General features: G+C 50.8%; 13 protein-coding genes. All 13 read left to right on the forward strand.

What is annotated here, in order from left to right; genetic code table 11:
• The first annotated feature begins 6 nt into the window (after window positions 1–6).
• The 13 genes from ACFQ0N_RS35260 (at window position 7) to ACFQ0N_RS35320 (ending at window position 21,132) form a co-directional block, all read left to right on the forward strand.
• Window positions 7–1,173 (forward strand): response regulator transcription factor, encoded by a 1,167-nt coding sequence (locus tag ACFQ0N_RS35260; protein ID WP_379334808.1) that lies wholly within the window; start codon window positions 7–9, stop codon window positions 1,171–1,173.
• A 92-nt stretch (window positions 1,174–1,265) separates the two neighbouring features.
• Window positions 1,266–2,567, forward strand: coding sequence for an ABC transporter substrate-binding protein (locus ACFQ0N_RS35265; RefSeq protein WP_379334809.1), 1,302 nt, complete (start codon window positions 1,266–1,268; stop codon window positions 2,565–2,567).
• Between the two features lie 67 nt (window positions 2,568–2,634).
• Window positions 2,635–3,531 (forward strand): carbohydrate ABC transporter permease, encoded by an 897-nt coding sequence (locus ACFQ0N_RS35270; RefSeq protein WP_379334810.1) that lies wholly within the window; start codon window positions 2,635–2,637, stop codon window positions 3,529–3,531.
• Window positions 3,528–4,361, forward strand: a complete 834-nt coding sequence (locus tag ACFQ0N_RS35275) for a carbohydrate ABC transporter permease (protein WP_379334811.1) — start codon at window positions 3,528–3,530, stop codon at window positions 4,359–4,361. The genes ACFQ0N_RS35270 and ACFQ0N_RS35275 overlap by 4 nt, the downstream gene beginning before the upstream one ends.
• 21 nt (window positions 4,362–4,382) lie before the next feature.
• Window positions 4,383–4,643: a hypothetical protein gene (locus tag ACFQ0N_RS35280; protein WP_379334812.1), complete on the forward strand. Its 261-nt coding sequence runs from the start codon at window positions 4,383–4,385 to the stop codon at window positions 4,641–4,643.
• Window positions 4,588–7,515, forward strand: coding sequence for a glycosyl hydrolase family 65 domain-containing protein (locus ACFQ0N_RS35285; RefSeq protein WP_379334813.1), 2,928 nt, complete (start codon window positions 4,588–4,590; stop codon window positions 7,513–7,515). The genes ACFQ0N_RS35280 and ACFQ0N_RS35285 overlap by 56 nt, the downstream gene beginning before the upstream one ends.
• An 18-nt stretch (window positions 7,516–7,533) precedes the next feature.
• Window positions 7,534–10,260 (forward strand): alpha-mannosidase, encoded by a 2,727-nt coding sequence (locus ACFQ0N_RS35290; RefSeq protein WP_379334814.1) that lies wholly within the window; start codon window positions 7,534–7,536, stop codon window positions 10,258–10,260.
• A gap of 13 nt (window positions 10,261–10,273) precedes the next feature.
• Entirely contained in the window at window positions 10,274–13,363 is a 3,090-nt protein-coding gene (locus ACFQ0N_RS35295) for a glycosyl hydrolase family 2 protein (protein WP_379334815.1), read from the forward strand.
• A gap of 708 nt (window positions 13,364–14,071) precedes the next feature.
• Window positions 14,072–15,043, forward strand: a complete 972-nt coding sequence (locus ACFQ0N_RS35300) for an ABC transporter permease (RefSeq protein ID WP_379334816.1) — start codon at window positions 14,072–14,074, stop codon at window positions 15,041–15,043.
• Between the two features lie 34 nt (window positions 15,044–15,077).
• Entirely contained in the window at window positions 15,078–15,974 is an 897-nt protein-coding gene (locus ACFQ0N_RS35305; RefSeq protein ID WP_379334817.1) for a carbohydrate ABC transporter permease, read from the forward strand.
• A 72-nt stretch (window positions 15,975–16,046) separates the two neighbouring features.
• Window positions 16,047–17,756, forward strand: a complete 1,710-nt coding sequence (locus ACFQ0N_RS35310; protein ID WP_379334818.1) for an extracellular solute-binding protein — start codon at window positions 16,047–16,049, stop codon at window positions 17,754–17,756.
• Window positions 17,757–17,842: 86 nt separating this feature from the next.
• A complete protein-coding gene (locus ACFQ0N_RS35315; protein ID WP_379334819.1) occupies window positions 17,843–19,519 on the forward strand; it encodes an extracellular solute-binding protein in 1,677 nt (558 codons plus the stop codon).
• A gap of 35 nt (window positions 19,520–19,554) precedes the next feature.
• On the forward strand, window positions 19,555–21,132 hold the full coding sequence (locus ACFQ0N_RS35320; RefSeq protein WP_379334820.1) for a response regulator: 1,578 nt from the start codon (window positions 19,555–19,557) through the stop codon (window positions 21,130–21,132).
• Window positions 21,133–21,136: the final 4 nt, after the last annotated feature.

Genomic DNA, 21,136 nt, shown 5'->3' on the forward strand with positions numbered 1-21,136 from the left:
GCAACTATGAAATTATGGATATTGGATGATGATCTAATTATCGTAGAGTCATTGCAAAGACTCATTGCCCGGAACGGCTTGCCGTTCGATATCATAACCATGTCTTCGGCATCGGAGGCGCTGACGCGACTCGGGGAGGAGAAGCCGAATGTCGTCCTCACAGATATTCAAATGCCCGGTATGAACGGCTTGGAGTTGCTTGCCCGGCTGCAAGCCGAGCTTCCGGATTGCCCCTTTATACTGATGAGCGGTTTTCGGGAATTTGAGTATGCCCAGCAAGCTCTGCGGCTGGGGGTAAGCGAATATTTGCTCAAGCCGATTCAAGAGACTCAGCTTGTCACAGTGCTTACACAAGCAGTACACAAAGTGAACCGCTCCCGGGAAATGTTTTGCTCGTTGCTGGCAAGCGGCGTATGGAAGGATGAAATGCTGTCCAAGCTGCCAATCTTCAGGGATAAGGCCGCATCTCACCGCTTCCGCATGACATTGTTTACAGCCAGCGACGAACAGAGCATATTCGAAGGCTTGCTGGACTGGTCCAGGGAACAAGGATGCTGGGCGGTGGCCTTTTCAGAGAAATGGGTCGTGGTAGAGTGGGAAGAAAGCCGGATTGCGGACCGAATCGCCGCAATGAGATCTGATTTTATGGCCGGTATGAGCGACTGGGTTACAGGATGCGCCAAGCTGCCCAAAGCATGGTCGCAAGCGGAGCAGGCTCTTCAAACGCTTCAATTTCAGGGAACAGTCGGAGTTCGCAGCTATAACGAGCTGGAGCGACGGTTTCAACCTATTATGCAAAACAGGGAGGGTCTGTTCGATGAACCCGAAACTTCTGCTTCGGAGCATCGCTATCTCATTGCCAAGGCGAAAAAATTCGTGCTGGCCTCCCTGCACGATGAGCTGACGCTTGACCTTGTTGCCAGTCATGTGAATGTAAACCGGACTTATTTTTCAACGCTGTTTAAGCGGGAGACGAATCAGACCTTCTGGGATTATGTCACTTCCGAGCGGATTGAAGCGGCCAAAAAGCTGCTCTTAAACGAGTCGCTTAGCGCTTATCACATTGGCGAAAAAGTCGGCTACAAAAATCCGAGCCATTTCAGCCGTGTGTTTAAAGAGCGGGTGGGCATGACTCCGAATGAATACAAGAACAGGTTCCAAACAATTGAATAGAAATCCGAACATCTGGTTATCGTCATGAAAGCGGAACCATGATTAAATAAGGATAGCAATTGCTAATTCACACATCAGGGGGCAACGGAACAATGAAAAAAAGCAGTACGATTCTGCTTGGAGTGACTATTTTGCTTGCCGCAATCGTAAGCGGATGCGGCAGCAAAAACGCAAGCTCAGGGGGAACGGCGCCCGGTAATGAGGCAGCGGCCACGACACCGGAGACCGGGGCCCCGAATTCCGCAGAGCCAGTTACCATCACGTTCAATACCAATTATAACCCGGACAATTTCAAAGCGTTGAAGAAAGCTGTCGAGGAAAAATTGGGGAACATCAAGCTTGAATTTGCCTTTGCGAATAATGCATCAAGCGCACAGCTCATTAACACCCAGCTGGCAGCCGGCGAAGGGCCTGATCTTGTACTCTCGGGCGTGGATATCGTCAAGTCAGGCTATTTGGTGGAGCTGACGGACAAGCTGTTTGTCGCGCAATTGACGGATTCCGCGAAACGGGAGGCAACGCTGGACGGGAAAGTTTGGTACGTACCGCTGGAAACTTGGTTCGAAGGCATCCTGTACAACAAGAAAATATTTGCAGAGCAGGGCATTGAGGTGCCGCAGACGTGGAATCAATTTATAGCTGCTGCGGAGAAGCTGAAGACTGCCGGAATCAAGCCGATCTCGATCGGCGATAAAAATGGCGATGTGCTCGGCAAGCAATCGCTAGGCGTCGTTTTGTCGGACGCTTATGCCAAAAACCCGAATATCGAAGCGGATGTCGAAGCGAAAAAAACGACTTATACGGAGCAGTGGCTTAACGGCTTGAAGCAGTGGAGTCAAATTTTGGAGAAAGGTATTATCTCTAAGGATGTGCTCGGTATTTCCTATGAGGAGCAAATTAGCGAGTTTATATCGGGCAAGGCCGCGATGACCGAATCCGGTACTTGGGAAATTGCAAACATCAGACAGAAAAATCCGGAGCTGGATTTCGGCATTTTCCCGATCCCGTCCGTTGAGGGCGGCAAACCGTGGCTTGTCGGCGGAACGGGCTCAGCCATGGGCGTCAACAAAAACTCCAAACACCAGGAAGAAGCGATGAAGGTACTGGAATATTTGGTCAGTCCGGAAGGCAATGCCTTGTTTATTGCCGCGACGAAAGGCGGTCCGTCGGCAAAAGGAGTAGAGGGCGGTTTGGATGAGGCGCTGACAGGCGCGCTCGAAGCCGTCAATGAAGGCCGGATGTATGCGCCGTGGCAAGGATTGAAAAAAGTGGGCGGCGAAAACTTCGTCCGTACCTGGTTCAAGCTCAATCAGGACTTTGTAGCCAGCGGCAAGCAGGTAGAAGACATTCTTGGTCAACTGGACCAGTTTATGCAAAAAGAATTGAATAAATAAATGATTGCGGTCAGGGTTTCGGCCTTTTCGGCCCCTGACCGTTCCTTATTTTGATAGGAGCCGGAAAATGAAAGCAAAACGACAACTTGGAAGGGTACTGCCCTATGAACTGATGCTGCTGCCCTCTCTGGCAGGATTTATTTTATGTTTCGTCATTCCTTTCTTCTGGACCATAAACTACAGCTTTACGGATTGGAATGGCTTAAGTCCGGAATTCAACTATATCGGCTTTAGAAATTACCCGGAAGTATTTCAAGACGAGCGTATATTATCGGCGCTAACCAACACGCTGTGGTTTGCTTTCGTCACAACGATCTTCCAAAACGGCCTTGCACTTCCGCTTGCCCTTGCACTGGATGCAAAAATTAAAAGTAAAAATGTGCTGCGCACGATTTTCTTTATGCCCGTTGTCTTCAGTCCGCTCGTGATTGGCTATCTGTGGTCTTATATTTTGTCATCCAGCGATGGCGGCTTGCTGAATTCGATTTTGAACGGAGTGGGGCTGCAGAGCTGGACGCAAAGCTGGCTGGGAAATCCGTCCCTTGCGCTCAATTCCGTCATTGCCGTCGCGCTGTGGCAATCGGTCGGCTGGTCGATGGTGATCTTTGTTGCCAATTTGCAGGGCATTCCTGCCGATTTGTATGAATCCGCATCCATTGACGGGGCAACCGGATGGAAAAAATTCCGTTATATTACGTTTCATTTGCTGGCTCCCTCGTTCACGATCAATTTGGTCATTACGATGATCAATGGATTGAAAGTGTTCGATCATGTTGTCGCACTTACGAATGGCGGCCCCGGTTTTGCGACCGAGACGATGACGACTACGATCATTTATTATGCTTTCACCGGAGGATCATTCGGCTATGCGTCGACGCTCGCGGTCATCATGTTTGCGATTATCGCGGTGATTTCAGTCATCCAGCTGCGCATTTTGCTTCGTAAGGAGGCGTCTATCGGATGATGACTCTTCGGAAAAAACTTGCGTATAGCGGTTTGGAGCTTGCACTGTGGTTAATTAGTCTGGTAATTTTAATCCCTTTTTATTATTTGTTTATTAACACGGTGAAGCAGCCGCAGGATGCCACGGAGCATCCGCTGTCGTTGCCGCATGTATGGAACTTCCAGTCCTATCTGGATGCCTGGACGAAAATGGAGTATCCCGTCGTTTTCGGCAATACGGTGATGTACATGGTGATTTCGGTTTTCATCATCATTGTGCTTGCATCCACCGCAGCGTATGCGCTCGTCCGCCGGAAGACCCGGTATCATGCCGCGATCTATTATTTGTTCGTCGGCGCCATCATGATGCCTTACCAAATGATGATCATGCCGCTGTACCGCATCGTGAAAGTATTGCATCTGATGAATACGGTGCCAGGCGTCGTTTTTGTTTATGTGTTTACGGCGCTTCCTTTTGCCATTTTCCTGTATTGCGGCTTTATGCGCTCCTTGCCGCTGGAGCTGGAAGAGGCGGCTTGTGTTGACGGAAGCTCCGTCTATCGTACATTTGTGTCCATCGTGTTTCCTTTGCTGCGGCCAGTGACGGCTACTGTGATTGTCCTGAAGTCGATTGAAGTGTGGAATGATTTTATGACACAGCTTTTATTCATTCAATCTTCAAGCCTTCAGACGATTACCCGGAAAATTTATACGAATGTCGGCTTGTTTACGACAGATTGGACATCGCTATTGCCGATGTTTGTGCTGGGAATCGCGCCGATGCTTCTCTTTTACCTGATGATGCAAAAGAACATTATTAAAGGGATTTCTGCAGGCTCCATTAAAGGTTAATAAACCGGGGGAGGGCAAAAGATGCGTATCGTTTATAAGTATAGTTGGACTGTATTGTTGTTAACGGGTTTATTTTTAGTCTGCTTGCCTTTGCCTGTTTTTGCCGGCGATAAAATGATTTCCGAAATTGAAAGTCCCTGGCAAGCCGGTGTGAATGTAACAAGCGTACAAACGGTAAGCGCTTCGCTGAATGCTCCGGGAAAGCCGTTTGAAGGAGAGGCTATGCTTGAAGCGGTTAGGCAGTTCTGTGGCCGCCAACAGCTGGCGGACGATTTACTTTGAATTTCCGGAAGAGCTGGATATGACCGCTTACCCGATCCTTTCGCTGCAATTCAACGGCTGGGGCGGCGCACCTGGAACCAATGCCTACACAACCAGGCTGGCTGTCCTTACAGCGGATAATCAGCGCTACGAGAAAAATTACAATATTACTCCCGATAGCTGGAATGCACTGTCTATGAACATCTCAGACTGGGAGTTTTCATCCAGAGTCAAGCGGATCGAGGTATCCTACAAAGCAGATTCTTCAGCGGCATGGAACGCGGCATTCCAGATCGATGATGTGAAAAGAAGCAATGCTGCGGGAGAAACGCTGAAGCGCAATTATTTGGGGAACTGGCATTTCGAGCTGCCGTGGAATATGGGCAATGCAGTAGCCGGGATGGCCGTTACCGAGCAGACGCTGGCTTTTCCCGGCGGGGGATACGGCTCCAATAGTATGCGCGGGCTCTATATGCTAGAGGCGGCCAGTACGAATGTGCCGGGAAATCAATACCGTTCGGTCTACAAGACATTGTCTGGCGAGGATTGGACGAATGAGCCGATTGCGCTGGTACATTTGAATACTTGGGGGGGAGCCCCGGGGCTGTCCGGCGGCTATGGAGCCAAATACTGGGCCAAGGTAAAAGTTTTCAGCAACGCGAATGTATTCGAGCAGACGCAGGCTATCTCACCTAACGCCTGGAATGAAATTCAGCTGGATGTATCGGAATGGGCGTTCAAAAACAATGTCACGAAGATTGAGGTTGGGATGTGGGCCGATACGACGCAAACATGGTCCAATAAATTTCAGGTGGACACATTGATCAGACGCTCGGATACGTTCCCTGTGTTTTCCGGCTCGAATGCAACCTATATGGACAGATTGAACCGGATGTTCCAGATGCACTGGTTTACCGATCCCGGCTTAAATGGTGCCAAAAGCGGGCGAGGCATAAAGGCGACTTGGTGGCGGGAATGGGATACGCTGGCAAACAGCTGGATTGATACGAACAAGAACCGGTTTTACGGAGATGATGCCAATGAGGATGTTCGTGCGCTTCTGCTGAATACACCGATGTTTGACAACGGCTTTGTGCTGATGTATGGGGAGGAAGCGCGAAATCAGCTTGGTCAGTTTTTTCCAACGTATCAGAATAGCAACGGCAAATCGGCGGGTTGGGAATTCGACGGCACGACCAAGGAGGGCTGGACATCCTATAATGTGGCGAACGATTCGGTAGCGGCCAGGCGCTGGTATATGCAGACCGAAGCTGCCGATCCGCAGCTCGTCTCTCCAGTTTTGACGGTCGACAGCTATAATATGCCGTATTTGCTCGTTCGGATGGCCAGTTCGAATGCAAATACCACAGGCGCCGTATATTTCAGTACATCCGCTTCGCCAGGGTTTAGCGAAGAGAAGAAGGTCACCTTCAAAGTCATTAATGATGGCAAATATCATAATTATCATATCCCGATGTATACGCATGCAGAGTGGAACGGAACCATTACGCAACTGCGTCTTGATCCGGCAGAGAGCGGTTCTCCAGGCGGCTGGGTACTGATCGATTATATTAATGGCAGCTATGATGTGAGCTGGTATAATAATCCGTTTCTCATCCTGGGCAGCTCCAGATACTATAAATGGACCGGAGATACGGCGTTCCTGCAAGCGCAAATGCCGCGCCTGCGCAGTGCGATTCACTACATGAACGATACTTTGAAGGGGGCAACGAACGGCTATATTTTCTCTTCTTATAACGGGCATGACGGAACAAGCGGGCTCTCTCCGGCTACGCGCACCGGATATGGCATTGGCGGCGGATACTGGGATTTGCTGCCTTCGGGGCATAAGGATCTGTATGCTACCGTCTATTATTATGCAGCGCTCACAGAGATGAACAAGCTGGAGGAACTGGTACAGCTTCATCCAGAATGGAATATTCCGGCCAATCCATACGGGGAGGATGCAGCAGTTATCGCTTCCTATCGCGACAAGGTAGCCTCAGAAGTAACGGAAGATTCCCTGTTCTGGAATAACACAACCAAACGTTATGTGCCGCTTGTCGACGCGGCCGGGTTATCGCATGATTTTGGATACACATTTATGAATCTGGAAGCACTCTACTATGGACTCGGCAATGCCGCAAGAGGCAAGGATATTTTCGATTGGATCGACGGGGTGCGCACAGTAGCGGGTGATACCTCGACAGGCGCGGACATTTATTTTCACGGCTTTGCTCCGCGTGCATCAACGAAGCGAAATACAGATTGGTATGTTTGGACATGGGAACCGCATGCTTTCCCATGGGGAGGGCAAGTGCAGGATGGCGGCGCTGTATTGTATGAGGCTTATTATGATGTGATGGCCCGACTGAAGTACAAAAATACAGACAATGCCTGGAACCGGATGAAAGGCGTGCTGGATTGGTACCAGGCTACCCAGGACGAGGGCGGCTACCGATGGTATTATGCGCAGCGCAATCTCTCGTTGCAAGGAGCGGGAAGCGCGGGCGGCATCGGTGTCGATGCCGATTTCACTGATGCTACGATTGCGGCACTCTCTGCCTTTTACGGATTTATGGGCGTCGACGCCGATGTGGATGCACTTGTCGTTGCCCCGAAATTGCCGGCCGATCTGACCTGGATGCAGGTTACGCATGTCAATTACAGAGGCAGCGATGCTGCTATCTACGGATCTGCAGAGCGTACTCAAGTGACCCTGACAACAGAGGGGGCGCCGCTTACAATCAAGATTGGCGATCTGGCCGCCAATCAAGCGTACACCGTTTACCGGGACGGCAGCCCGTGGACAACCGTTACAGCTGATGCCTCCGGCTTCGCTGCCTTTCAAACCGGCGGTTCGGGAAGACATGAATATAAAATCAACAAGTAAATGCAAGGAGTACATGAAATGGCGAAACCATTGGCGGCAAAACGCATCTATATTGTACCGACTACGCATTGGGACCGGGAATGGGTGATGACCTTCGGGCAATATCAAATCCGTCTCGGCGATACGGTCGACCGGGTGCTGGATCTGCTCGACCTGCATGAAGAATACTGTTTTTTGTTAGATGGACAGTCGGTTGTGATCGAAGATTATTTGGAGATCAGGCCGGAACAGCGGGAGCGCCTGATCAACTATCTCCGCTCCGGGAAATTGATTTGCGGTCCGTGGTATGTTCTTGCCGATCAATTTTTGCAAAACGGAGAGTCGACGATCCGGAATTTGTTGAAGGGAATGCGGCAAATTCGCGAATGGGGAGGCAGGCCGATGGGGGTCGGGTATGTACCCGACTCCTTCGGCAGCATTGGTGCGCTGCCGATGATTTTGCAAGGCTTTGGGATACCATACGCGTCCTTCGGGAGAGGCCGTCCATACTGGAATGAAGCGCTGCCCCATTTTGAATTTTGGTGGGAGGCTCAAGACGGTTCAAAAGTTCTGGCTGCTAATCATGGTTATGGCAATGCGGTTTATCTCAGCTATCCCGACATCTGGTCAGATATTCATCACGAGCGTGCCTATAAACCCGATTACGCTGCGCTTATCGAAAAAATGGAGGCAGACGTTCAGCAGCAGCTTGCCCATGCCGCAACTCCCTATGTCTATTTATCCGCCGGTATCGACCATATGGAGCCGAGGGAGACATTGCTTCGATTGCTCGAGCGCGCACGCGGACAAGACGGAGCTGCAGAGAGCGAGTTTGTGCTGTCTGGCCCGGAAGCTTATTTCCATGCTGTAGCGGAGGGAGCGCCGGCGGCAAATTTGGCGGTTTATAACGGCGAGATGAGGGGATCAGCCAGTGAGCCTATCCGGCTCAACGGTACGCTCAGCTCCCGCCTCCGGTTAAAACAGTTGAATGAAGAGGCGGAGCTGCTGCTGCAGCAAAAGCTTGAGCCTCTATACAGCTTTTTACACCGTTCTGCTGACGGGCCCTATCCTAAAGGCGTGCTTGAGCGGCTTTGGCGGCTGCTGATGCTGAATCATCCGCATGATTCGATTTGCGGCTGTTCGCTGGATCAGGTGCATAAAGATATGGAGACGCGGTTTGACGATATTATGGCTGCCGGCCGTTATTTGTTGAAAGACGGGATGCAAAAGCTTGCCGGGCGCATGCAAACCCGGCATCCGTATAGGGATGCCGTTCCGATTGTCGTATTTAACAGTCTCCCGTACCGGAAGACTGCCGTTCTGGATTCGCTTATCCGCGTACCGCGAAGACTGGCGGGAGAGGCATGGGCGCTGGTTGACGGCGAGGGCAAGCAGTATCCTGCGCGAATTGAAATCAAGGCGGTCAAACAAAAGGATCTGGAAAGTGTCTATATGACCCATGAACAGCTTATTGCCGTACTCTCCAAGCAGGATGACGAAAGCAAGCCGGATGATGCCTGTTTCACCGTTGTGCATGTAAGGGCGAATTTGTCTGACGTTACAGGAATCGGTCCATCGGTCTATTATCTTGTGCAAGAGGATGAGGTAATAGAGACTGCCAAGCCGGCCGATGAGGGATGGATTCGGATTGCGTCCGGAAGTTCGATCGAGAATGAATACTTGACCGTACATCTCAACAGCGATGGAACATTTGACCTGGCAGACAAGGCAAACAGCATCCGCTACAGCGGACTTCATGCCTTCAGGGACCGGGCTGAGCTCGGGGACGCGTACGAACATAAAGATCAGGAGCAATTGGAATTGGAAGAGTATGGGGCGCCTGCCGGGGAGGTTCAGTGGCATATCGGCCAGGTGCATGAAGGATGTTACAGGGCTGAAACCTCGTTCCCCATTTCGCTTCCGGCCCGGTATGACTGGGCAAGCGGCCGCAGAAGCCTGACGACAAAAACGGTTCAAGTTGATCTTGCTATTACTGTATACAGCCATTCGGCTCGCATCGACATCGAAGCTGCTGTAGACAACCTGTGTAAGGATCACATGCTTCGTGTCGCATTCCCATTCGGCGAGAAAACGGACAGCATTTACGCATACGATCATTTTCGCGTGATGAAGCGGGCGGCGACGAGCGATCACTTCTGGTCGGATGAGCCGTTTCAGCATGCCGTTTATTTGAAAAATGAAAGCAGGGGAATCTCCTTATTCAGTAAAGGCTTGCCCGCCTGTCAAGCGAAAACGGCCGGAGGGCAGACGGAGCTGCAGCTTACGCTGCTGCGTTGTTTTGGCCGGCTCGGTCCCTGGGCGGGAGCGGATCATCCGGTTCCCGGCGGGCAAAATCATGGTAAACATGTTTATGCTTACAGCCTGTATCCGTTTGGAACGGACGCGGATGGGGAAATCGTTCGCGAGGCGCTCAATTATGCAGTCGATGTCATAGCGGAGTCTGCTGATCCGGGGGCGAGTGGAAGACAGCTTCAGGAAAATTTTTCACCCATCGCGATTGAATCAGAGGGGGAGCCGCCGCATCTTTCCTGTACGAAGCTGGCAGAGGACGGTTCAGGCATTATATTCCGGCTCTGGAATCCCGGAGAAAAGGCGGCAGCGCTCATTAGCGGGCTGAAATGTGGGGAATCGATAACCGTAACCGATCTGCAAGAAACGCCGGTCTGCAGACTGACCTCAGCGAATGGTACTGTTCCCGTTGAGCTGCCGGCATTCGGTCTGTTTACATTTAAACTGCATCGATAGGAGAACAGCACAAATGAAGAACGAATTTCGAAATCCCGGGGCCGCTTATCGGCCCCAGCCTTTTTGGTTTCTTAACCACTGTTACGATAAAGATCAATTGTGCCGTCAGCTGGAAGAGATGCATCTTCAAGGCGTGGGAGGTGTTGTGCTTCATTCCCGGCACGGTAAGGGGGCCGAATTTCTCTCCGAAGATTATATGCAAATGCTCGAGTATTGCATGCAAATCTGTGAGCGGCTTGGCATGCTGGTCTGGCTCTATGATGAAGACAACTGGCCCAGCGGGACGGTCGGCGGAAAGTTGACGCGGGAGCATCCTTCCTTTCGTATGAAATATTTGCGTGTTGAAACATTAGCCGTTCTTTCCGGCAAGCAGCGTGCATTTGCCTTCAAATCCCCGGTTCCAGAAGGAAACCGGCTGCTTGCTGCTGTTGCTTACCCGGTTGAAGAGCGCGACGGGAATAGGGTGAAGCTGGTGAATCAGCCTGTCTTTGCGGCATCTGCCGATTTGGATCAACAGTGGGGGTGGGAGTGGGAAGCTCCTGGGGATGCGGAATATGTGCTTCTGGCCTACTGGGAATGTGAAACGGATGAACGGCTGACGTTTGGCAGCGGCTACTACCTCGATACGATGAATCCTGCAGCCGTACAGGCGTTTATGAATGCAGCCTATGAGCCGCTTGAGCGATTCTCGCGTTATTTCGGGACGGTTGTGCAAGGTGTTTTTACGGACGAACCCGGACTGATGGCCCATGACGGTTTCTTTGGCGTAGAGGCGATTAAAACGACGGTCGAGGATCCGTCATACAGCCTTCCGGGTTATATACTGCCCTGGACCGAACAAGCGGTGGACCGGTTTAAAGAAATGCATGGCCGAGACCTGCTGGGGGAGGTCGCCGGTCTGGTGTATCGGATGGCTGACGGCAGCTGCCATGCGGGCAGACAGCGATTTTACGATACGGTGACCCGCTGGTACATCGAATCGTATCATGAGCCGCTGCGCCATTGGTGCGAGAGCCGCGGGCTTTGTTACATCGGCCATACGTTGGAAGAACCGCTGTGGGGGCAAGCACGCTCGCAAGGCAACCAGTTGAAGGTACTGGAATCGTTCACCTATCCCGGACTGGATTATTTGCAAGCGGGAATTGGGGATCCTGATCATCCACATCGCATTTTGTCCGTCAAATGCGCTTCTTCCGTTGCGTATCTGAAGAACAGGGAGCGGGTCATATGTGAGGCGTTCGGGGCCAGCAATCATGAGTATTCGATGCGCCAGCGGAGATTGGATGCCAATTTTATGAGCTTTCTCGGCGTCAATTTATTTATCCCGCATGCGTTTTATTATTCATTCGCGGGGCATCGCAAAACCGATTTTCCCCAAACCGAGTTCTATCATGCGCCCCATTGGCCTCATTATCGCCATTTTGCCGATTATACGGCCAGACTCAGTTTGCTTGGAGCCAAGACCGCAGCGCCATACCCTGTCGTTATCGTTTCGCCGATTCGCACCGTCTACCGGGAGATGTTCGATTACGGGGAAGCGCGGATGTCGATTTCGGCCGATGAATTGTTTGCCTTCCTCTCCGACCGGCTGCTGCGGGCCAAATGCGATTATATTTATGCGGATGAAAGTCAGCTCGCTGCGCTGGGAACGCCGCAGGAAGCGGCGAAGCGAATACCGGCTGTCATTTTGCCGGAGGTTTCTGTCATTGATCTGCATGCAATGATGTGGCTGGAAGCCTACATGGAAGCGGGGGGAATCGTGGCTGTCATCGGGGCGCAAGCAGCCTCTGATCGTCAGTGTTCCGCCAGCGGCGAGCTGAAGGCGGTGTGGGATCGATGGGAGTCGACGGAAGGCTGCGGTGGCCGCTTGCTGCTGCTGGATGAAGCATCCGTTCGTAAAGACAATGCCTGCGGACTTGTTCATGTACTGGCGGAACGCAGCCAGATTCCGTTTTTGGGCGATAATGCCGGCTGGCATTCCACCGCACCTGACCGGTTCTTTGTCAAGCATACGGTAAGCAATGATGGAACCTCCTTTTTTTGGGTGCTGAACACGGCGGAGCATGCCGCTGCCATCCGTTACGAAGGAATGCAGGAACGATGGGAAGAATGGCATCTGGAAAACGGGAGCTGCAGCGACGCTTCCGCTTATGTTAGCGAGGGATTCTCCCTCGAAAGCGGAGAGATGCGCATCTTTTGCCGCGTTTCGGCAACAGCGGGAAAGACGGAAAAAGGGCAAAAAACGATATACGCGGATAAAAGCGCCGAGATTGTTGCAGAGCTTGATCCCGCTCAGTTTTTCTTTCATCCGGCCGAGCCGAATGTACTGCTGCTCGATCGATGGGAAGTAATCCTGAACGATCGGCAGTCCAGAATGAAAACCATTATGCCGGGACAAACGAACACCTACCGCACGAGGTTTATGGTGGAGCCCGGCTGGCTGAAAGCCGTTCAAGAGGATCCCTCTGCCTATGTAAGGCTTATACTGGACGAGATGGCGCAATACATTCCTGCCCATATCGGGTTCCTGACAAGAAGACGGAATCTGGAGCTGTATCTGAACGGCGTTCGCCTTGATGCACTGCAGCCTTCTGCGTGGCAGGACCCGTTTTATCGGCAGGTTGAGTTGAAACAAGCGCTGATACCCGGTGAAAACGAACTGGAATTGCTGACGTTCTCCTTGCTGGAACCGATGCAAGGCTTGCATTATCCAGCCTATCTCACAGGCAATTTTGGAATTGAGGGTCAGACCATCGGGGCTGCGCCTGAGCGTGGAGCGGCAGATTGGGCGGCAAATGGCTTTCCTCATTATTCAGGAGTAGGGGTATATACAACAACTGTAACTCTTGGCCCCGAAAAGATTGAGGGAAAGAAAATCGTTGTTCGCTGCAGCGATATCCGTGAAAGCGCAGTTTTGTATGTAAACAACGTTAAGGCAGGCACTTGTTTGTGGCCGCCTTATGAATGGGATTGCACAGGTCTTTTAAAAAGCCGAAGCAATGATTTAAAACTGTGTATTGCCAATACGCTTGATAATTTGTACAACAAACATCCGGCTGTTTCGGGGTTAAATGGAACAGTAACATTAGTTTCATATTCGTGATTGCGAAGAGTATGTGGACACACGATCCGTTATTTTATCGAATACCGGCTCATTGGGAGGATTCGTGGACACACGTTCCGTTATTTGCCGATTTTGCCGGGGGTTGGCGGCGATTTGCGGCCAATAACGGATCTACGGTCAGCGTGCAAGCCGTCTTGGAAGGTTTGTTCACAAATAACGGATCCATGGTCCGTATGCGGCCCGCTTCACCGCATTTACCCAGTAATAGACACACTCAGAACGGAAAGCTATCTCAACAGTAGGTTTTTAACTGCTGCGAGATAGCTTTTTTTAACGTTACAGAAAGATTGGATTCGCTAAAAGCGCATGAGAAGTTGGTTAGAAGCACACACGGCCAATCGACACGTTGACGAGTGGGGCTAACGAACCTGAGACACGCTATTGATGGAAAAAAGGCGGGGAAGCGGCTGATTTTCGGTGAATAACGATCGGTAGATTCGTTACGGCCCACAAGACCCCATTTTGGGCCGAATAAGGGTTGCCAGGTTCGTTAGCGGCCCTTTCTTGCACAGACAGTTTCTTCTTGTATTCGGAAAGTGCCGCTTTTTTGCACAGCGAGCATAAAGTTCGTGCAGAAGTGCAAAAAATCGGGTTTTTGTTATATAGTTTCACAATTTTTAGAAGGCTAGAATAAATGTGTAAGCCCAAGCAGATCGGTACAATACTTTTTGGCAAGGGAGGATGAGCATGTCCGTAACATCTGCAGAAAATAAGGCGCTGCCCCCGCAGCGGAACTCGCACAAGAAAAGTTTCGCCTCCCGTCTCCTAAAGCAATGGGATATTCAATTGATGGTGTGGCCGGGAATTTTGCTGGTATTTATATTTTCATACCTGCCTATGTACGGGATTTTTACTAGCTTTATGGATTACAGCATATTTACGGGAGGGAGAATTTGGGGGAATCCCTGGGTCGGCTTCAAGCATTTTGAAATGTTTTTTAATGCGCCGGAGTTTGGAACTGTTATGCGCAATACGATTTTCATTAGTTTATTGAAATTTATCGTCGGTTTTCCGGCGCCGATTATTTTGGCGCTGATGCTGAATGAAGTGCGCCACTTGTTTTTTAAGCGAATGGTACAGACGGTCACCTATCTGCCCCACTTCCTCTCATGGGTTATCGTAGCAGGGTTCGCCTCAGCATTGCTCTCAACAGAGAATGGAAGCATTAATCTGCTGCTGCAGAAGGCAGGAGCGATCGATGAACCGGTCAATTTTCTTTCGATGCCGGAATACTTCTGGAGTATTCTTGTCACGACGAATGTCTGGAAGGAGATCGGCTTCAACTCCATCGTCTTTTTAGCGGCGATCGCCGGGGTCGATCCGCATCTGTATGAAGCCGCGGATATCGACGGGGCAAGCAAATTCAAGCAGATTCGCATGATCACGCTGCCGACCATTATGCCTGTTGTTGCAATTTTTATGATTCTGGCGATTGGCAATTTGCTTAGCGCCGGCTTCGAGGATATTTTGCTGCTCGCAAACAACCCTGTACTAAGGCCGGTATCAGATGTTATTGATACCTATGTTTACCGGGTCGGCCTGGGCAATCAGCGCTATTCTTATGCCGCTGCAGTGGGGTTGTTCAAAGCCGTCATTAATATCGGATTGTTAACGCTTGCGAACTTTATCGCGCGCAGGTCGGGCAACAGCCTGTGGTAATGCGGCACATTTTTACGAGTAGGAGGCGGGGCTGTTGGCGCGATTAGGCTACAGTGACCGGTTGATGGTCACTTGCATCTATATTTTTCTCGGTTTGTTATCTTTTACAGCGCTTTATCCGTTTTGGAATGCGCTCGTTGTTTCTTTCAATGTCGGCAAAGATACCGCTTTGGGTGGCATTACGTTCTGGCCGCGGGCTTTTACGCTGGAAAACTATAAAATTATTTTGAGCGATTCCCGGCTGCTGAACGGATTTTTTATCTCGGTTAGCCGTACTGTGGCCGGTACCATCAGCGCCATCCTGATGACCGCGCTGCTCGCCTATGGCATGACGCGGAGCAATCTGATCGGCCGCAAATATTATATGGTCTATTTTGTTATTACGATGTATTTTAGCGGCGGCCTGATCCCGGCATATCTGTTAAACCGCTCGCTCGGCTTGATGAATACATTCCTTGTATTTATCATTCCTTCCTTGATCAGTGTCTGGAACATGATTGTATTCCGGACATTCTTTAAAAACCTTCCCGTCGGTCTGGAAGAGTCGGCGCAAATCGACGGCTGCAGCAATTGGGGAATTTTTGGGCGGATCGTGCTGCCGTTATCCGGACCGGTCATTGCGACCTTGGGGCTATTCACTGCCGTCGCGCACTGGAACGACTGGTTTTTGCCAAGCATCTACATTACGAGCGACCATTTGCTGCCGATTCAGACGATGCTGCGGCAAACGCTCAATTCCACGATTGTGACCAATCAATCCTCGGTGCTGGATAGCGCATCGATCGCTTTGATGGAGCAAACGCGTACCGTTAGCACAAAATCGCTGACGATGGCGATGATGATGGTCGTTACGATCCCGATTATGCTCGTCTATCCGTTTGTTCAGAAATATTTTGTCAAGGGCGTGCTGGTGGGTTCGCTGAAAGAATAACACTTCTTCCGGTTTAAGGCGATTACCGCTTTGAACATATATATTCTACTATTGAAAGGGGCAATCCAAAGCATGAAGAAGATGAAGAGGGTAATGCTGCTTACGGTATCGGCGATCCTCGTTCTCGCTACTGTGCTGGCCGGGTGCAGCAGTTCGGACAAAGGCAATAAGGAGCCTGCGCCAACTACTCCGCCAGCAACCGGCAATGGCGATAATGGCGGCGATACGAAAGAAAATGACACGAGCAAAGGCGAGGACGGCAAATGGGTGCTCGGCGACAAGCCGCTTAGTTTTACGATGTATGCGCATTATGACGACGTTGATTTTCCGGCTTGGGACAGCACGCCGGCCGGCAAATGGCTGAAGGAGAACAAGCAGGTCGATATTAAAATGATTACCGCTAGCGGCAATTCCGCCCAGAAGATGAGCGCGATGATTGCCGGCGATGAATTGCCGGAAGTGATTTGGACGAGCCGCAATCATCCCGATGTAGAACAGCTTCGCGAACATGGCAAGCTCGTTCCGTTTGACGATTATTTGGACAAATATCCGAATTTGAAGACGTGGATGAGCGATTTGAATATTTTGCGCGCCGATGACGGCAAGCTGTATCAATTCCCTAACTGGTACACAGGCCGCCCAATGGGCAATGCCGGCTATGCGATCAATAAGAAAATTTACAAGGAGTTAGGTTCGCCGGTGCTGGAAACAACCGAAGACCTGTATAAGTATCTGGTAGCAGTGAAAGAGAAGTACGGCGACAAGATTGTGCCGTTCGAACCGCACCGCGCTGTTGACGCGCAAGGCTTCGGCGTGCTGTATACCGCGTTCGGCGAGGGCGATCAGGCGCTGTACAGCTATTTGAACAGCGGTATGCTGGCTGTACCGAAGGACGGGAAGATGACGAGTATATTTACAGATCCAATCTTCCGCGAAGCGAACAAGTACATTGCCAAATTGTACCGGGAGAAGCTGACTTCCCAGGAGGCCTTTAATCAAACGACCGATCGGGTTGAGGAGAAGGTATTGAACGGCCGAGTGGCGGTTTATGCCGGCGCGAACCCTACCGATTATGCAAGCAAGGGTCACAAGGAGCTTACGAAAACCGATCCTGATGCCGGTTACTTTATGATTTGGCCGATTCATAAGCCCGGACTCGATAAAAATAAAATTTTTCCGGGAACGTACACGAGTCTGGGATGGAATGCGAGCGTCATTACGACAGCGGCGAAAGATCCGGAAGCGATCTTTGCTTTCCTGGACTGGTACACGGGTCCGGAAGGGCAAAATTTACAGTTCTTCGGTCCGGAAGGCGGCAACTGGGACGGATTTGATGAGAACGGGCAGCCTAACTTTACCGCCAACTACGATGCGGCCGAGGTGCAAGACATCCAAAATAAAAACGAAAAGGTTATGATTAACGGCAATACCAGCTATATCGATCCGGCAAAAATGAAATATGAGAACTCGAAGCCGGAAGAGGAGCAGAACTGGATGGCGCGTTATCAAAGCACGATTACATGGCCGACGCAATACAATGTCACGGAGTTTATCAATTTGGATCCGCCGAAGGACAGCGATCTGGGCGCTATCCGGCAGAGCATTGTCGATCTGTTCTTGCAGGTTTATGCCAATGTGATTACCAATTCCAAGAGCGATGAAGAAGTAGACCAAATGTTGGATCAAGCGGAGAAAGATGCGCAGCAATTGGGCTATAACAAGCTGCTGGACTTCCGTACAGAAAGATGGCAGGCCAATAAAGCGAAGCTAGCCGGAAAATAGGGTCCATTTGTGTAAAAAAGAGGTATTCCCAAAAGGTTTGTCGAACCTTTTGGGATATCTCTATTTCGCCTACAAGGGGGATTGCAGTGGACAAAAAGAGAGATGGGAGGTTAAGGCTGATCTGGGTTGCGCTTATCCTTTGCGCGCTCGCTGCCTGCAATAATGCTGAAAAGCCTGTTCCCCCGCCTGTGACTGTTCAGCCTGAAGAGGAGCCGGATACAACCGGCGTCAAGCAGGACGGCGCGTTATATGAGCTGGGGAAAGAAGCGCTGAATGTGACATTCTATGCGCACTACAGCTACTATAATATGCCTGCGTGGGGGGCGGATCCGTCATCAAAGTGGATTCGCGATCATTTAAATATTCATATAACGGCCATCAGCGCCGAAGGCAACGCTGCACAGAAGCTGCAGAAAATGATAGCGGGCAAAAAGCTGCCGGATATTATATGGGGCCAGCGCGACTCCGACCTGGAGCGTCTGCGGGAAGCAGGGCTGCTTGTGCCGCTTGACGATTATATTGAAAAGTATCCGAATTTGAAAAAGTGGGCAGGACCCAAAATATTGAATCTGCTGCGGGCGGCGGACGGTCATATTTATTATTTTCCCAACTATTATTCCAATCGGCCCTACGGAAATGCGGGTTATGTAGTAAATAAAAGGATTTATGCCTCTTTGGGCTCACCGAAGCTGGAAACGACCGACGATCTGTATCACTACTTAAAGCAGGTCAAGGAGCGCTACCCGCAAGTGATTCCGTTTGAAACCGGGCTGGCCAAGGAGGGAATCGGCATTGATCAGCTGTTCTCTGCTTTCAAAGAAAACAATTTCAGCTTTACGCGCAATTTTGCGGTGACAACCGGCGACAAGATGACATCGATCTATAAAGATGAAGGCTTTCGCGAATCGGCGCTCTATGTGGCCAAACTGATGCGGGAAGGATTGATGACGCCGGATGCGCTAACTCAGACAGAGGATCAGGTCAGCGAGAAATTGATGAGCGGCCGCGTAGCCGTATTCGCCAGTGCCGATCCGATGAAAATGGTGATGACGGCAGATGCTGAACTGTCCAAAAAAAATCCGCAGGACGGTTATTTTTTCATCGATCCGATCTACAAGGAAGGCTTGGACAGAAGCAAGATTTATCCCGGCACCTACAATTTGCTCGGATGGAACGTCGCGACGATTACGAAAGGGGCTAAAAATCCGGAGGCGATCTTTGCGATGCTGGACTGGATGACAGGGCCGGAGGGGTCGGCCGTGCAAATGTGGGGGCCGCCCGGACCGGACGGATATTGGAACGGCTTCAAAGAAGACGGCATTACCCCGGCGTTTACGAGCAAATATGGCGACGATCCGGAAGGGCTGACACAGATTCAAGCCATTTCAGGCGATTTGATTTGGGTAGGCAACACTGTATATCTGGATCAGACCAAAAGCGAGTATGAGGCGACGCTGCCGGAGGAGAAACGCAATTGGTCTTCAACTTGGCAGCATAAGGTGACCTGGAAATCGCAAGGGGATGCGACCCCGTTCATTAACCTGCATCCGATGCCTGAATCGGAGGAAGGGGTCATTTACCGCAGAGTCAAGGATATATGGCTGAAGGCCAGGGCCGATGCGATGTTTGGCGCGACGGATGAAGAAGTGTTGAAGATTTTGGACGATGCCCACAACCAGTCGATGGCGGTTGGATTTCAGCAGTATCTCGACTACATTACGGCCAAATGGCATTCGAATCTATTGATGTTGAACTCGGACTAGTTGAGTCTCTGACTGGATAAGGAGGTTGGCTTCTCGTGTATAAAGTTCTATTGGTAGACGATGAAGAGCTGGACCTGGAGGGGATGAGGCGGTTCATCCCCTGGTCGAAACTCGGAATGGAAGTAATCGGATCTGCAAACAATGCGTTATCGGCCAGCGAACTGCTCGGACAATATCCGGTCGATATTTTGGTCAGCGATGTGAATATGCCCTATATGTCCGGGCTGGAGCTGGCGCGGGCCGCGCTGGAACGGACGCCGGACATCCGCATTATCTTTGTCAGCGGCTATCAGGAATTCAGCTATGTGCAGCAGGCATTGTCATTGAAAGCTTACAATTATGTGCTGAAGCCGATGGATGACAGCGAGCTGATTGCCACCTTGCGCAATGTGAAGGAGGATCTCGACGAAGCAAACAAGCAGCGTGAGGTGGAGCAGGCTTATCAGCAGATGATGCCGATCGCCAAGAGCAATTTGCTTGTTCAGCTGCTGGAGGGCGATTCGGCTGCAGACCGGGAAACGTCATCAAAGCAGGCGTCAATTTATGGGCTGGACCGGCTGGAATGGCCCGTCCGGGTTGCCGTTATGGAGATCGACAAGCTGACCTGGGAATTTGCGGACAGCCGCAAGACACTGCAGGAAATGTCGCGGATCTTGATGCAGCTGCTGCATGAAGCGGTCAAGGGAGAACGGCAGATCCCTTATTGCAAACTGAACTCCCAGCGCTTTGCGCTCCTTTTGGCGGAGACGGGGCTGGAGCATTGCATCAATAACTTATATGCCTCTATTCAGCAGCAGCTGGCCGTATCGATTACGACTGGCCTCGGCGAACCCGTGGCTGATCTGGCGCAGCTTCATGTCTCTTATCAGCAGGCAGTAGAGGCGGTTGAAAGCAAGATGTTTCTCGGCAAAGGCACCTTGATCAAGTATGAGGAAGTGCGCTGTGAGCCGGAGATGCTCGATGCCAGGGCTTTGGATGCCCGGATGGAAGCCTTGTTGAAAGCGATGACAGAATATGATCTTGTACGAATTTACGATGAATTTGAAAATTTGTTTTTATCGCTGACGAATCTCCGTTCCAAGTTTACCGTCCTGAACTTAGCGAATTTCATTATATGGAAGCTGGAGCAGCACTTAAACTCGATCGATGAAAATTTGTTCGAGCTGCTGGATATCGAGCTGCATAATCTGGATATATTGCTGCAATTTGAGACGATAAGCGATATCCGTTCCTGGCTGATGCACCGGGTATTCGAAATTTCCGAACGGCTGCACGAGAAGTCCAATACGGCCGGCAGCAAGTTTATGCGCAGCATCGTCAAGGCGATCAAAGAACGGATGAGCGAGAATGTCACTTTGAAGGATTTTGCGGAACAGTTTTCCTTCTCGCCGAGCTATCTCGGATTTCTGGTGAAGGAAAAATCGGGCTTCACGTTTAACGAGCTGCTTGTTCATCTGCGGATGGAGCGCGCCTGCGAGCTGCTGAAGCAGCCGGGAATGAAAATCTATGAGATTGCCGACCAGGTCGGGTACAGGAATCTTCCTTATTTCAGCAGACAATTCAAGGACAAATTCGGAATGACGCCGCTTGAGTATCGCAAGCGAGAGCAATGAGGGT

Origin of the sequence: Paenibacillus sp. GCM10027626 (assembly GCF_042676285.1) — a bacterium.
GTDB lineage: Bacteria > Bacillota > Bacilli > Paenibacillales > Paenibacillaceae > Paenibacillus_Z.

What these genes read in the sequence shown, in the direction of transcription:
- ACFQ0N_RS35260 (WP_379334808.1), top strand. Translation starts at nt 7, where the DNA reads ATGAAATTATGGATATTGGATGATGATCTAATTATCGTAGAGTCATTG.
- ACFQ0N_RS35290 (WP_379334814.1), top strand. Translation starts at nt 7,534, where the DNA reads ATGGCGAAACCATTGGCGGCAAAACGCATCTATATTGTACCGACTACG.
- ACFQ0N_RS35310 (WP_379334818.1), top strand. Translation starts at nt 16,047, where the DNA reads ATGAAGAAGATGAAGAGGGTAATGCTGCTTACGGTATCGGCGATCCTC.
- ACFQ0N_RS35300 (WP_379334816.1), top strand. Translation starts at nt 14,072, where the DNA reads ATGTCCGTAACATCTGCAGAAAATAAGGCGCTGCCCCCGCAGCGGAAC.
- ACFQ0N_RS35265 (WP_379334809.1), top strand. Translation starts at nt 1,266, where the DNA reads ATGAAAAAAAGCAGTACGATTCTGCTTGGAGTGACTATTTTGCTTGCC.
- ACFQ0N_RS35295 (WP_379334815.1), top strand. Translation starts at nt 10,274, where the DNA reads ATGAAGAACGAATTTCGAAATCCCGGGGCCGCTTATCGGCCCCAGCCT.
- ACFQ0N_RS35275 (WP_379334811.1), top strand. Translation starts at nt 3,528, where the DNA reads ATGATGACTCTTCGGAAAAAACTTGCGTATAGCGGTTTGGAGCTTGCA.
- ACFQ0N_RS35270 (WP_379334810.1), top strand. Translation starts at nt 2,635, where the DNA reads ATGAAAGCAAAACGACAACTTGGAAGGGTACTGCCCTATGAACTGATG.
- ACFQ0N_RS35280 (WP_379334812.1), top strand. Translation starts at nt 4,383, where the DNA reads ATGCGTATCGTTTATAAGTATAGTTGGACTGTATTGTTGTTAACGGGT.